The sequence below is a fragment of the Embleya sp. NPDC005971 genome, from assembly GCF_040629175.1.
Classification (GTDB): Bacteria; Actinomycetota; Actinomycetes; order Streptomycetales; family Streptomycetaceae; genus Embleya.
Genome location: NZ_JBEXUX010000007.1, coordinates 200,080 through 212,851 on the forward strand (window position 1 = coordinate 200,080; position 12,772 = coordinate 212,851).

Annotated in this window: 12 protein-coding genes and 1 pseudogene; 10 read left to right on the forward strand and 3 right to left on the reverse strand. The window is 71.4% G+C overall.

Features of this window, described 5'->3' with window-relative positions:
- The first annotated feature begins 83 nt into the window (after positions 1-83).
- Positions 84-602, forward strand: a complete 519-nt coding sequence (gene tsaE / locus ABZ374_RS09890; RefSeq protein WP_360308843.1) for a tRNA (adenosine(37)-N6)-threonylcarbamoyltransferase complex ATPase subunit type 1 TsaE — start codon at positions 84-86, stop codon at positions 600-602.
- A gap of 18 nt (positions 603-620) precedes the next feature.
- On the opposite strand, the gene ABZ374_RS09895 is transcribed toward tsaE, so the two are convergent.
- Positions 621-2,945: a transglycosylase domain-containing protein gene (locus tag ABZ374_RS09895; protein WP_360308846.1), complete on the reverse strand. Its 2,325-nt coding sequence runs from the start codon at positions 2,943-2,945 to the stop codon at positions 621-623.
- 188 nt (positions 2,946-3,133) lie between these two features.
- On the reverse strand, positions 3,134-3,757 hold the full coding sequence (locus tag ABZ374_RS09900) for a hypothetical protein (RefSeq protein WP_360308849.1): 624 nt from the start codon (positions 3,755-3,757) through the stop codon (positions 3,134-3,136).
- A 140-nt stretch (positions 3,758-3,897) separates the two neighbouring features.
- On the opposite strand from ABZ374_RS09900, the gene tsaB reads away from it, so the two are divergent.
- The 5 genes from tsaB (at position 3,898) to ABZ374_RS09925 (ending at position 8,088) form a co-directional block, all read left to right on the forward strand.
- Positions 3,898-4,581, forward strand: a complete 684-nt coding sequence (gene tsaB / locus ABZ374_RS09905; RefSeq protein ID WP_360308851.1) for a tRNA (adenosine(37)-N6)-threonylcarbamoyltransferase complex dimerization subunit type 1 TsaB — start codon at positions 3,898-3,900, stop codon at positions 4,579-4,581.
- Between the two features lie 498 nt (positions 4,582-5,079).
- Positions 5,080-5,568 (forward strand): ribosomal protein S18-alanine N-acetyltransferase, encoded by a 489-nt coding sequence (gene rimI, locus ABZ374_RS09910; protein ID WP_360308854.1) that lies wholly within the window; start codon positions 5,080-5,082, stop codon positions 5,566-5,568.
- Positions 5,561-6,604 carry a tRNA (adenosine(37)-N6)-threonylcarbamoyltransferase complex transferase subunit TsaD gene (gene tsaD / locus ABZ374_RS09915; RefSeq protein ID WP_360308857.1) on the forward strand — a complete coding sequence of 348 codons (1,044 nt, stop codon included), beginning with the start codon at positions 5,561-5,563 and terminating at the stop codon, positions 6,602-6,604. Before rimI ends, tsaD begins: the two co-directional genes overlap by 8 nt.
- Positions 6,605-6,648: 44 nt before the next feature.
- Positions 6,649-6,924 carry a hypothetical protein gene (locus ABZ374_RS09920; RefSeq protein ID WP_360308860.1) on the forward strand — a complete coding sequence of 92 codons (276 nt, stop codon included), beginning with the start codon at positions 6,649-6,651 and terminating at the stop codon, positions 6,922-6,924.
- A gap of 270 nt (positions 6,925-7,194) precedes the next feature.
- Positions 7,195-8,088: a polysaccharide deacetylase family protein gene (locus ABZ374_RS09925; RefSeq protein ID WP_360308863.1), complete on the forward strand. Its 894-nt coding sequence runs from the start codon at positions 7,195-7,197 to the stop codon at positions 8,086-8,088.
- Between the two features lie 29 nt (positions 8,089-8,117).
- Here the strand turns inward: ABZ374_RS09925 and ABZ374_RS09930 are convergent, their stop codons facing one another.
- Positions 8,118-9,296, reverse strand: coding sequence for a methyltransferase domain-containing protein (locus ABZ374_RS09930; protein WP_360308866.1), 1,179 nt, complete (start codon positions 9,294-9,296; stop codon positions 8,118-8,120).
- Positions 9,297-9,566: 270 nt separating this feature from the next.
- Between ABZ374_RS09930 and groES the strand changes: the two genes are divergently transcribed.
- From groES to ABZ374_RS09950, 4 genes and pseudogenes are all read left to right on the forward strand, one after another.
- Positions 9,567-9,875, forward strand: a complete 309-nt coding sequence (gene groES / locus ABZ374_RS09935) for a co-chaperone GroES (protein WP_161359282.1) — start codon at positions 9,567-9,569, stop codon at positions 9,873-9,875.
- A 134-nt stretch (positions 9,876-10,009) separates the two neighbouring features.
- A complete protein-coding gene (gene groL / locus ABZ374_RS09940) occupies positions 10,010-11,638 on the forward strand; it encodes a chaperonin GroEL (RefSeq protein ID WP_360308869.1) in 1,629 nt (542 codons plus the stop codon).
- A 166-nt stretch (positions 11,639-11,804) separates the two neighbouring features.
- Positions 11,805-12,623, forward strand: a complete 819-nt coding sequence (locus ABZ374_RS09945; protein ID WP_360308872.1) for an SDR family oxidoreductase — start codon at positions 11,805-11,807, stop codon at positions 12,621-12,623.
- Positions 12,624-12,685: 62 nt separating this feature from the next.
- A pseudogene (locus ABZ374_RS09950) lies at positions 12,686-12,772 on the forward strand (TetR/AcrR family transcriptional regulator); the annotation flags it as partial.

Sequence of the window (12,772 nt, forward strand, 5' to 3'; positions counted from 1 at the left end):
GGGGCCGGGCCCGGGGAGGGCGGACCCGAGGCGGTTCGGGCCCGTGAGTTCGGTGTGCTGGGAGTGCTGAAGTGGTGCGAAGTGTGACCGTGACGGTCGCCGGCGGCGCGGACACGCGTGCGCTCGGCGCCCGCTTGGCCAAGCTGCTGCGGGCCGGCGACCTGATCGTGCTGTCCGGTGGGCTCGGCGCGGGCAAGACGACGTTGACCCAGGGCATCGGGGTGGGCCTCGGCGTGCGCGGCGCGGTGACCTCGCCGACGTTCGTGATCGCCCGGGTACATCCGTCCGAGGTCGGTGGGCCGGCGCTGGTGCACGTCGACGCCTACCGGCTCGGCGGCTCGGCGGACGTCACGGCCGAGATCGACGGCCTGGATCTGGACGCCTCGCTGGAGGAGTCGGTGACCGTGGTCGAGTGGGGCGAGGGCATGGTCGAGGAACTGACCGAGGATCGGCTGGAGATCGCCATCGCGCGCGACCCGGTCGGCGCGGACGCGCTCGCGGAGAGCCCGACCGACTTCGCCGGCGACGAGGTGCGCACGATCGCGGTGACCGGGATCGGCGCGCGCTGGGCGGGCGTCGCCTTGGACGCGCCGGCCGGCTGACGGCCGACGGCCGGCGGGTCAGGGCGCGGCGGTCGTCTGCGATCCGGGTGTGTTCGGGACGTTGGGCGAGTTCGGGGCCCGACTGGGCGGGCGGGTGCTCGCTCCGCCGCCGGAGCCGGTCGGCCCGACCGACGTGGCCGGTGCGCGGGTGCCGGTCGCCGGGGGAGCGGTGGGCGGCGCGGTGGTGCCGGTGTCGCCGCCGGCGGGCGGGCTGCCGCTCGCGGTGGCCGGGGCGCTGGGGGTCGTGGTGGAGGTGTCCGGCGGCACCAGGCTGGTGTCCGGCCCGCCGAGGCCGCCCGAGGTGTCCTCCGGGAATTCGGCGACCGGCTGCCCGGCGAGCGCGGCCCGCATGTACGTGGTCCACATCCGGGTCGGCAGGTTGCCGCCGTCCACCCGGGGCAGCCCGGCGACCCCGGACATGGACAGGAACGCGTGGGTGTCCGGGTCCTCGCGGAACATCCCCATCGAGGTGGCCAGGTCCGGCGTGTACCCGACGAACCAGGCCGAGCGGTTGTCGTCGGTGGTACCGGTCTTGCCCGCCGCCGGCCGGTTCAGCGCCTGTGCGCGAAAACCGGTGCCGTCGTCCACGACACCGCGCAGGACCTGGGTGACGGCGTGCGCCTGCTGGTCGTCGAAGCCGCCCTTCGTGTTGTGGTCGGGCAGGTCGACGGAATTGCCCGAGCGGGTCAGCTTCTCCACCGGATAGTTGTCGCGCGCCTTGCCCTCGGCCGCGAAGGTGGCGTACGCCGAGGCCATGTCCAGCGCGCTGGGGGTGGAGGTGCCCAGCGAGACGGAGGGCACCGGTTGCAGGCCCGGCGTGCTCGCGGGCAGCCCGGCGTCCACCGCGGCCCGCACCACCCGGTCGGGGCCCGCGTCCATGCCGAGTTGGGTGTAGACGGTGTTCACCGACTTGTCCATCGCCCGGGCCAGGTCGATCTGCCCGTAGCTGACGCCGTCCTCGTTGCCGGGTTGCCACGGCACGCCGTCCTGGAGCACCGGCTTGCCGTTCGGGTAGCGGATCACCACGTTGTCGTTGCCGTTGTACCGCGTGCGCGTGCTGATCCGGTCGCGCCCGCCGTCCCCGTCCTGCACCCCATCGCGCAGTCCGGCCGCGAGCACGAACGGCTTGAAGGTGGAGCCGACCTGCACGTCGCGGCGGGTGGCGTCGTTGACGAACTGCTTCACGTAGTTCGGTCCGCCGTAGATCGCGACGATCCGCCCGGTACCCGGTTCCACGGACGCGGCGGCGACCCGGACGCCGACGTCGGCCGAGCGCTTCGCCGGGTCCAGCGACTGGGCGAGTTGGTCCTGCACGGTCTGCTGGAGCGCCTCGGTTTTGCGCTTGTCGAACGTGGTGGTGATCGCGTAGCCGCCGGCGTCGAGTCGGTCCTCGTCGACCACCTTGTGGTCGAGCAGATATCGCTTGGCCATCTCCACCAGGTAGCCGTTCACACCGGCCAGGTTGGCCGCCGGACGTGGGTCGAGCGGTTCGGGGAAGACCATGCCGGCGCGTTGCTCGGGGGTGAGCCACTTCTCCTTGACCATGCCGTCCAACACGTAGTTCCAGCGCGCGAGCACCCGCCGGCGGCCCGCGTCGGTGGTGTTGCGCACGTCGTTGGCGCTGGGCGCGTTCAACAACACCGCGAGGTAGGCGCCCTGCTCGACGGTGAGTTGCCCGACGTCGACGCCGTAGTACGCCTGCGCCGCCGCCTGGATCCCGTACGCGCCGCGGCCGAAGTACACGCTGTTGAGATACCCGCTGAGAATGTCGTCCTTGGAGACGGTGCGATCGAGCTTGACCGAGATGATCGCCTCCTTGAACTTGCGGGCCAGCGTCTGCTCCTGGGTGAGGTAGACGTTCTTGACGTACTGCTGGGTGATCGTCGAACCGCCCTGGAGCCCGCCTCCGCCGCCGGCCGCGTTGCGCAGCAGGGCGCGCACGGTGCCGGTGATCGAGACGCCGGAGTTGCTGTAGAAGGAGCGGTCCTCGGCGGCGAGTACCGCTCGTTGCACGTCGAGCGGGATCTCCGACAGTGGCACGGTCTGCCGGTTGGTGGTGCCGGTGCGGGTGATCTCGGTGCCGTCGCTCCAGTACCAGACGTTGCTCTGCTGGCGGGCCTGGGCGTTGACGGTGTGCGGGACCGGGGTGACCGCGTAGACCAGGCCGACGGCGGCGAACAGACCGGAGAGCACCAGCAGGACGAAGGTCAGCAGGTGCTTGAACGAGGGCAGCCAGCGCCGGAGTCCGTGCCGATTGCCGCGCGGATAGTCGAACAGCCTGCGCCGGGGAGTCGGGCCCTGGACGTCGCCGGGACCGCTCGGGCCGGAGGAGTCGTGCGCCACGCCGCCACCATTTCCTCGGTGCCATTGCCCTGACGGGCCCGTCCGGTCGGTCGCCGCGTGTGGTTGATGGGGCGGGCGTGACCGGAGGGATCATCGTCCTGATGATATGTGGGCAATGTCCCGAAATAGCCGCTGAATGGGGCGACGGTGGGCGTGGCGTGACGTGACGGATTCGGACCGCAGGTGGGTCAGGGCACCACGATGACCGGCGTGCCGACCGGGGCGAAGGCCCACAGGGCGGCGCCGTCCTCCGTGCCGGATCGCACGCCCGCGCTCTGCTTGCCGGCCGGGGTGGAGGTGCGCGGGCGGGGGGTGCCACTGGTGGAGGGGGCGGGCTTGTTGCCGGCGTCGATCTGGTCCAGTGGGGTGTCGGTGGCGGCGAAACCCAGGGGGACGCCCTGTACCGCCCCGAAGCGCACGGAGTGGGTGATCCGCAGGCCGTCGCTGCCGGGCTGCGCCTCTTCCTTCTTCTGGGTGACCTGGTAGGTGCCCGGTTGCGGCTTGACCGGCGCGTTCGCGACCCGGTACTCGCGCAGCGTGCGCTCGGCCTCGTCGACCAGCCAGACGTGGCCGGCCTTGACCGAGTAGACGACTCGCTTGCCGGTGCCGGAGCCGGTGGGCACGGGCGGCGGGACGTAGACCGGGGGCACGGGTGCGCCGGATACGGCGGACGGCGTCGGGGTGCTGGTGCGCGCTATCCCCCGGTTGTCCGGCGCCGAGTTCGCGGCCTGCGCCGCGAGGAATCCGACGCCGACCAGTGCGGCGATGGTGATGCCCGCGACGGCCACGCCCGGGTTGAGCCGCTTCGCCATTGCCTTGGGTCCCTCTTCCGCCGTGTGGTGGCCTCCATGGTGCCGGCAGGTGCCGTCCGCGCGTTGGAGCCGGGTGCAGTTTTCGTATCGCGTGGGTGCCGACGGGCGGAGGCACCGCGTGCGGTCGGTAGCCTGGTGCGGTGCTGCTGCTCGCCTTCGACACCGCGACCCCGGCCGTTACGGTCGCCCTCCACGACGATTCCGGCGTGCTTGCCGGTTCCACCCGGGTCGACGCACGTCGCCAGGGCGAACTGCTCGCGCCCGGCATCGTCGACGTGCTGCGGGTGGCGGGTCGCACCCGCGCCGAGCTCACCGACATCGCGGTCGGCGTCGGGCCGGGGCCGTACACCGGCCTGCGGGTCGGCATCGTGACCGCGCTCGCGCTGGGCGACGCGCTCGGCATCCCCGTGCACGGGGTGTGCACCCTCGACGCGCTCGCGTACGCGGCGGGCCGGGACGGCACCGTCGACGGGCCGTTCGTGGCGGCGACCGACGCGCGGCGCAAGGAGGTCTACTGGGCGCGGTACGACGAGGCGGGCGCGCGGGTGGAGGGGCCGGCGGTGGATCGTCCGGGCGAGTTGGCCGAGGAGGTCAGGGGGTTGCCGGCGGTGGGGGCGGGGGCTGCGCTGTATGCCTCGGCCTTTGCCGACGCGCGGTTGCCGGAGCATCCGGACGCGGCGGCGCTGGCGGCGTTCGCGGTGGGGCGGTTGGTGGGGGGCGGTGCGTTGTTGGCTCCCGAGCCGTTGTATTTGCGGCGGCCCGATGCGCAGGTTCCCGTGGGGTACAAGGTTGTTACGCCCGGTGGGCCGGGGGCGAGGGCCTAGCGTCGCCGGCCTCGTTGGCCTCATGCGCCGGCCGGGCTGGGTTCGCCTCAAGCGCCGGCGGGGCTTCTTGGCCTCATGCGCCGGCCGGGCTGTTTCGCCTCAAGCGCCGGCGGGGCTGGGTGGCCTCATGAGCCGGCCGGGCTGGGTTCGCCTCATGCGCCGGCGGGGCTGATTTGCCTCATGCGCCAGCCGGGCTGAGTGGCCTCATGCGCCGGCCGGGCTGGGTTCGCCTCAAGCGCCGGCGGGGCTGATTTGCCTCAAGCGCCGGCCGGGCTGAGTGGCCTCAAGCGCCGGCCGGGCTGGGTTCGCCTCAAGCGCCGGCGGGGCTGATTTGCGTCAAGCGCCGGCCGGGCTGGGTGGCCTCGTGTGCGTTGGGTTGGTTTGCCTTGTGTGTTGGTGGGGCTGGGTTGGCTCGGGTTTTGGTTGGGCTGGGTTGGCTTGTTTGGTGGGCTTGGTTGGTTGGGGTGGGGGTTGTGGGGGTGTCGATAGACTTCGGGTATGGAGATCGGGTCTCGGCTGCGGCGTATGCGGTGGTGGGACATCGAGGGGGTCATGCGGCTCGAGCATGAGTTGTTCGTCGAGGATGCGTGGTCGGCCGGGATGTTCTGGTCGGAGTTGGCCGATCCCGAGTTGCGTTATTACGTGGTTGCCGAGGACGAGGTCGGGGGGCTGGCCGGATATGCCGGGCTCGCGGTGATCGGGGACGAGGGCGACGTACAGACGATCGGGGTGCGGCGGGATCGGTGGGGGACGGGGCTGGGCGCGAGGTTGTTGACCGAGCTGCTCGACCTGGCGATTCGGCGCGGCTGTCGGGATGTGCTGCTGGAGGTGCGCGTGGACAACGCCCGCGCACAGGCGCTTTACGAGCGCTTCGGATTCAAGGGGATCGGCGTGCGGCGGGGCTACTACCAGCCCGCCAACGTGGACGCGCTGGTGATGCGCTGCGATCTTCACGAACGTCGGGAAGGAACGGCCACCGGTGGCTGACGAACCACTCGTCCTGGGCATCGAGACCTCGTGCGACGAAACGGGCATCGGCATCGTGCGCGGCACCACGCTGCTCGCGGACGCGGTCGCCTCCAGCGTCGACGAGCACGCCAGGTTCGGCGGTGTCGTGCCCGAGGTGGCCAGCCGTGCGCACCTGGAGGCGATGGTGCCCACGGTGCGCCGCGCGCTCGCCGACGCCGGCGTCACGATGCGGGACATCGACGCGATCGCGGTGACCTCGGGTCCCGGACTGGCCGGTGCGTTGTTGGTCGGCGTCGCCGCGGCCAAGGGCTACGCGGTCGCGCTGGACAAGCCGCTCTACGGCGTCAACCACCTCGCCTCGCATGTGTGCGTGGACCAGTTGGAGCACGGCAAGTTGCCCGAGCCGTGCATGGCGCTGCTGGTTTCCGGCGGGCACTCCTCGCTGCTCCTGGTCCCGGACATCACCGCCGACGTGCGCCCGCTCGGCTCGACCATCGACGACGCGGCCGGAGAGGCGTTCGACAAGGTCGCGCGCGTGCTCGGGCTCGGCTTCCCCGGTGGACCGGCGATCGACCGGTGGGCGCGCGAGGGCGATCGCGCGGCGATCGCGTTCCCGCGTGGGCTGACCGGGCCGCGCGACGCGCCCTTCGACTTCTCCTTCTCCGGCCTCAAGACCTCGGTCGCGCGCTGGGTCGAGGCCCGGCAGCGGGCCGGCGAGACGGTGCCGATCGCGGACGTCGCGGCCTCCTTCCAGGAGGCGGTCGTGGACGTGCTGACCCGCAAGGCGATCCGCGCCTGCAAGGAGAACGGCGTCGAGCACCTGATGATGGGCGGCGGCGTCTCCGCCAACTCGCGCCTGCGCGCACTGGCCCAGGAGCGTTGCGACGCGGCCGGGATCGTGTTGCGGGTGCCGCGACCGGGCCTGTGCACCGACAACGGGGCGATGGTGGCCGCGCTCGGCGCCGAACTGGTCGCCCGGGACCGGGCCCCCTCCACGCTGACCATCCCGGCCGACTCCTCGATGCCGGTCACGGTGTCCCAGGCCCTGTCGTAGCGGCGACGGCGCGAGCGCGTGCCGGCGAGAACGGAAGAGGCGAGATGGCGATCGCGGCGATGTGGGAGGCCAGGACCGAGGCCGGTCGAGGGGCGGCACTGGCCGAGTGGGTGCACGCCGCGGCGCTGCCCGCCGTCGTCGGCGCGCCCGGCCTGGAACGGGTCGAGGTGTTCGCCACGGCCGACGAACAGGGCGGCGACCGGGTGGTGGTGATCGCGCTGTGGACCGGATCGCCGGTGCCGCTGCCCGACCCGCCGGCCGCCCTGGTCGCCCGGCCACCGCACGAGTGGAGCTTCGAACGGCTCAGCATCGGCCCCTGATCGGCCCCGGCCGGCCGCCTTCCCGGTCGCGCAACACTCGACCCGCATCCGACGAGGAGGCCATTCGCAAGCCGGACGCGGGTCGAGTGCCTTGGCTGATGGCTGCGTGCCGCCGCACGTGCCATTGGCCTTGCCGGGAGTGTGCCCAGCTCATCGGCTGCTCAACAGTCCTTCGACAGTCCCTTGAACAGCCCTTGTCCGGACCGTGACAGGCCGCCGCGGCGCGTAGCGTGGGCCGATCGGACCAGGCGAACGAAAGGCCCCGGGACAGTGGTGCATCGAACGGTACAAAAGCGGCGCGGCGCGGCCTTCGCCTCGACCTGGGCCGGCGTGGCCGGTCTGCTGCTGGTCACCCTGACCGGCTGCGGCGGCTCCGACGAGACCGCGTCGGTCAAGGGCAGCGAACGACCGACCCGCGGCGCGTCCACCACCCCCACCAAACCCACCCCCGCCGCGAAGCCGGACACCCCGGGCGCCGACGCGGCCGCGCTCGCCGCGAAGTGGAACCTGAAGCCGTTCGCGCCGCCGCCCGCCCCGCCCGCGGTCAAGCCGATCAAGGCCGGCGGCGCCAAGCCGCCGGTGGTGGAGAAGATCCCCACCCAGGAGAAGATCGTGTTCATCACGATCGACGACGGGTCGGAGAAGGACCCCAAGTTCCTGGACATGATGCGCGACCTGCGGATCCCGGTGTCGATGTTCCTCAACGACACCTACGTGCGGCAGGATCCGGAGTACTTCCGCAAGCTCCAGGCACTGGGTGCCACGGTGCAGAACCACACGCTGTCCCACCCCGACCTCAAGACGCTGAGCGCGGACGCGCAGAAGCACCAGATCTGCGGCCAGCAGGACCGGCTCGCCGAGGTCTACGGCAAGCGCCCGACGTTGTTCCGCCCGCCCTACGGCAACTGGAACGCGACCACGCAGACGGTGGTCGGCGGCTGCGGCGGGATCGAGGCCATCGTCAAGTGGCAGGAATCGATGCAGATCAACGACATGCAGTACGTCGGCGAGAAGAAGCTGCACCCGGGCGACATCATCCTGGCCCACTTCCGCGGGCCGAGTGATCTCAAGGGAACCACGATGACCGAGATGTTCGGCAACATGCTGCGCAAGATCCAGGCCCAGGGCTACACCGTCGCGCGCCTGGAGGACTACATCGGCTAGCCCCGTTCGACCCGGCCGGGCGGACAGCGCTACCCCGTCGACACCGGCTGCGCGATCAGCATCGTGGGCGCGCCCGCCACCCGGGTCAGCAGCACCGTGGCCGCGTTCGGGCCGGTCGGCCTGACCCGGCGGCGGACCTCCTCCGGCTCGACCGCCGAGCCGCGCTTCTTGACCGTGAGGTTGCCGACGCCGCGCTCGCGCAGCAGCGCCTTGAGCCGCTTCAGGTTGAACGGCAACACGTCGGTGATCTCGTACACGCTCGCGAACACCGTGCCCACCAGGTGGTCCGAGGTCAGGTAGGCGATCGTCTCGTCCACCAGGTTGCCGTTCACCAACTCGCCCACCTCGGACACCAGATGCGCCCGGATCACCGCGCCGTCCGGCTCGTAGAGGTAGCGGCGGACCGGGCCCACCGGTGCCGGGCGGACCCGACCCGAGGTCAGCGCCGCGCCGCCGGGCAACACCGTGGCGCGCAGGCCGGCGTGCGCGAGCCGGCCCCACCACAACACCGCCTCCTTGACGTCGCCGCGATCGGAGACCCACTCGGCCTCCATGCCCTCGGGCACGATCTCGTGCGGGATGCCCGGCGCGACCTTGGCCGCGCCGCAGGGCACTTCGGCGGCGAGCCTGCTCAGGAAGGAGAACGGCGGCGAGTACGCCTCGGGGTCGAAGGTGCGCCCGCGGGCGGTGCGTCGGGACGGGTCGATCAGCGCCGCGTCGAAGCCGCCCAGGTCCACCTCGGTCACGTCCGCGCACTCGACGGTGAGCCGATCCGCCACCCCCAGCACGTCCGCGTTGGCCCGGGCCACCGCGCAGGTCAGCGGGTCCAGGTCGACCGCGTGCACGGTGATCCCGGCCCGGGCCAGCGCGAGCGCGTCGCCGCCGATGCCGCAACACAGGTCCACCGCCCGGTCGATGCCACCCGCCGCGACCAGCCGGGCGGCCCGGTGCTCGGCCACCGGGGTGCGGGTGGACTGCTCCAGCCCGTTCGCAGTGAAGTACATCCGCGCCGCGTCCGCGCCGAACTTGGCCCGCCCGCGCTGTCGCAGCCGGGACTGGGTGAGCGCGGCGGCCACCAACTCCGCCGGGTGCTCACGACGCAGCCGGGTGGCCCACGACAATTCGTCGCCGACCTCGTGGTCGGCGAGCAGGTCCAACAGCGAACGGCCCTCGTCGGTCAGCAGCGCGGTGAAAGCTTCGGTGTGCACGCGGCCATTCTCGCCGAGCACGGCCGGGCACGATCCGAAGGCGGCATGAACGGGCCGGTAGGGACGAGACCGGTATGAACAATGCGGTCCGACGCGCTGAATCTGGCACTCTGGTTGACGGAGTGCTAACCGCCACCTAGTGTCTGTGCTGGCACTCTCCCCATGAGTGTGCCAGTGCGATTCGAGCAGGTCCGGCACCCGCGACGACGGATCTGTCCCATTCGCCGACAGACATTTTTCCGTGAGATCTCCGAAGGGGGAGGTCGCATCGTGACGACCGCCAACACCAAGGTTGCCATCAAGCCGCTCGAGGACCGCATCGTGGTTCAGACGCTTGAGGCCGAGCAGACCACCGCGTCGGGTCTCGTGATCCCGGACACCGCCAAGGAGAAGCCCCAGGAGGGCGTCGTCCTGGCCGTGGGCCCGGGTCGTTTCGAGGACGGTCAGCGTCTGCCGCTCGACGTGAGCGTCGGTGACACCGTGCTGTACAGCAAGTACGGCGGCACCGAGGTGAAGTACAACGGCGAGGAATACCTCGTTCTCTCGGCCCGCGACGTGCTCGCGATCATCGAGAAGTGACATCGCGCTGACGCGCCGGAACCGGTGACGGTTCGACGACCCCGCCCCGGATCGCCCTGCCCTCGCGGCCGGTGGACCCGGGGCGGAGTCGGTTGTACGACGTCGACTAGCAACCTTTAAGGACGAAGACCCTCATGGCGAAGATCCTCCAGTTCGACGAGAAGGCCCGACGGTCGCTGGAGCGCGGCGTCAACGCGCTGGCCGACACCGTCAAGGTCACGCTCGGCCCCAAGGGCCGCAACGTCGTGATCGACAAGAAGTTCGGTGCCCCGACCATCACCAACGACGGCGTGACGATCGCCCGTGAGGTGGAGCTCGAGGACCCGTACGAGAACCTCGGCGCGCAGCTCGCCAAGGAGGTCGCGACCAAGACCAACGACATCGCGGGTGACGGCACCACCACCGCGACGGTGCTCGCCCAGGCGCTGGTGCGCGAGGGTCTGCGCAACGTGGCCGCCGGTGCGGCCCCGATGGACCTGAAGAAGGGCATCGACCTCGCCGTCGCCGCGGTGTCCGAGCAGCTTCTCAAGACCGCCCGCGCGATCGACGGCAAGGACGACATCGCCGCCGTCGCCGCGCTCTCGGCGCAGGACAAGCAGATCGGCGAGCTGATCGCCGAGGCCATGGACAAGGTCGGCAAGGACGGTGTCATCACCGTCGAGGAGTCCCAGACCATGGGTCTGGAGCTGGAGTTCGCCGAGGGCCTCCAGTTCGACAAGGGCTACCTGTCGCCGTACATGGTCACCGACCAGGAGCGGATGGAGGCCGTCCTCGACGACCCGTACATCCTGATCCACCAGGGCAAGATCTCGGCCATCGCCGAGCTGCTCCCGCTGCTCGAGAAGATCATCCAGGCCGGCGCGTCCAAGCCGCTGCTGATCGTCGCCGAGGACGTCGACGGCGAGGCGCTGTCGACCCTGGTCGTGAACAAGATCCGCGGCACGTTCAACGCCGTCGCGGTCAAGGCCCCGGGCTTCGGTGACCGCCGCAAGGCGATGCTGGAGGACATGGCGATCCTGACCGGCGGTCAGGTCATCGCCCCCGAGGTCGGCCTCAAGCTCGACCAGGTCGGCCTGGAGGTGCTGGGCAGCGCCCGTCGCATCACCATCACCAAGGACGCGACCACCCTGGTGGACGGCGCCGGCGACGCCGCCGCGATCGCGGACCGGGTCAAGCAGATCAAGCGCGAGATCGACGACACCGACTCGGACTGGGACCGCGAGAAGCTCCAGGAGCGCCTCGCGAAGCTGGCCGGCGGCGTGTGCGTGATCCGTGTGGGTGCGGCCACCGAGGTCGAGCTCAAGGAGAAGAAGCACCGTCTCGAGGACGCGGTCTCCGCGACCCGCGCGGCCATCGAGGAGGGCATCGTCGCCGGCGGCGGCACCGCCCTGGTGCACGCCGTCTCCGTGCTCGCCGAGAACCTCGGCCAGAGCGGCGACATCGCGACCGGCGTCTCGGTCGTGCGTCGTGCCGCGGTCGAGCCGCTGCGCTGGATCGCCGAGAACGCGGGCCTCGAGGGCTACGTGATCGTCAACAAGGTGCAGGAGCTCGGCGTCGGGCACGGCTTCAACGCCGCCACCGGCGAGTACGGCAACCTGGTCGACTCGGGCGTCATCGACCCGGTCAAGGTGACCCGTTCCGCGCTGCAGAACGCCGCGTCGATCGCGTCGCTGCTGCTCACGACCGAGACCCTGGTCGTCGAGAAGCCGGCCGAGGAAGAGCCCGCCGGGCACAACCACGGCGGCCACGGCCACGCGCACTAGTTCCACCCGCGACACCCGACGGGCCCGACCGCTTTCCAGCGGTCGGGCCCGTCGGCCTTTCCGGTGCCGGCTCGATCTGCGAGAGTGCCGGGAGTCGTGAACTGACGGACCGTCAGGACTGTGGTTCGGGCGTCGGCCGTCGGTCGAGCACCATCGAAGGAGAAGCATGGGTACCTACGCGATCACCGGCGCGGCCTCGGGCCTGGGCGCCGCCACCAAGGCCCGGCTGGAGGCGGACGGTCACCGGGTGATCGGCGTCGACCTGCACGACGCCGACGTCGAGGTGGACCTGAGCACCGCCGAGGGCCGCGCCGAGGCGATCACGAAGGTCACCGAACTGTCCGGCGGCGCGCTGGACGGTTTCGTGCCGTTCGCCGGCCTGGCGGCGGCCACCGGGCGCCCGGGCGGCCTGCTGGTGGCGGTGAACTACTTCGGCGCGATCGACCTCCTGGAGGGGCTGCGCCCGCTGCTCGCGGCCGGGACGAACGCCTCCGTCGTGCTGATCAGCTCCAACTCCACGACGGCCCAGCCGAACTGGCCGGTCGAGGTGGCCGAGCTGTGTCTGGCGGGCGACGAGGCGGGCGCGACGAAGGCCACCGAGGCGTTCGGCGACCTCGCCGCGCTGCAGGCCTACCCGGCGACCAAGGCCGCGCTCGCGTGGTACGCGCGCACCAAGTGCGCCGAGTACATCGCGGACGGGATCCGGCTGAACGCGATCGCGCCGGGCCTGATCGAGACCCCGATGACGGCCGAGGGGCGCAAGGACCCGCTGACCGCCGAGGGCATGGAGATGTTCCTGAGCACCATCCCGGCCGGTCGGGGCGGTCGGCCCGAGGAGATCGCCGCACTGGTGGCGTTCCTGCTCGGCGGCGAGTCGACGTTCTTCGTCGGTTCGGTGGTCTTCTGCGACGGCGGCACCGACGCGGCGTTCCGCGGCAAGGACTGGCCGAAGGTGTGGGAGATGGACATGTCCGCCTTCCGGTAGGCGACCGCTCGACCGCACGTGGTGACACGTGCGTGACGAGGCTCGGCGGCCCGTCCCCGCCGATGACCCGACCGATGCGCGCCGATGCCCGCCGCAACTACGAGCGCCTGCTCGCCGAGGCCCGGCTGTTGTTCGCCGAGCACGGCGTG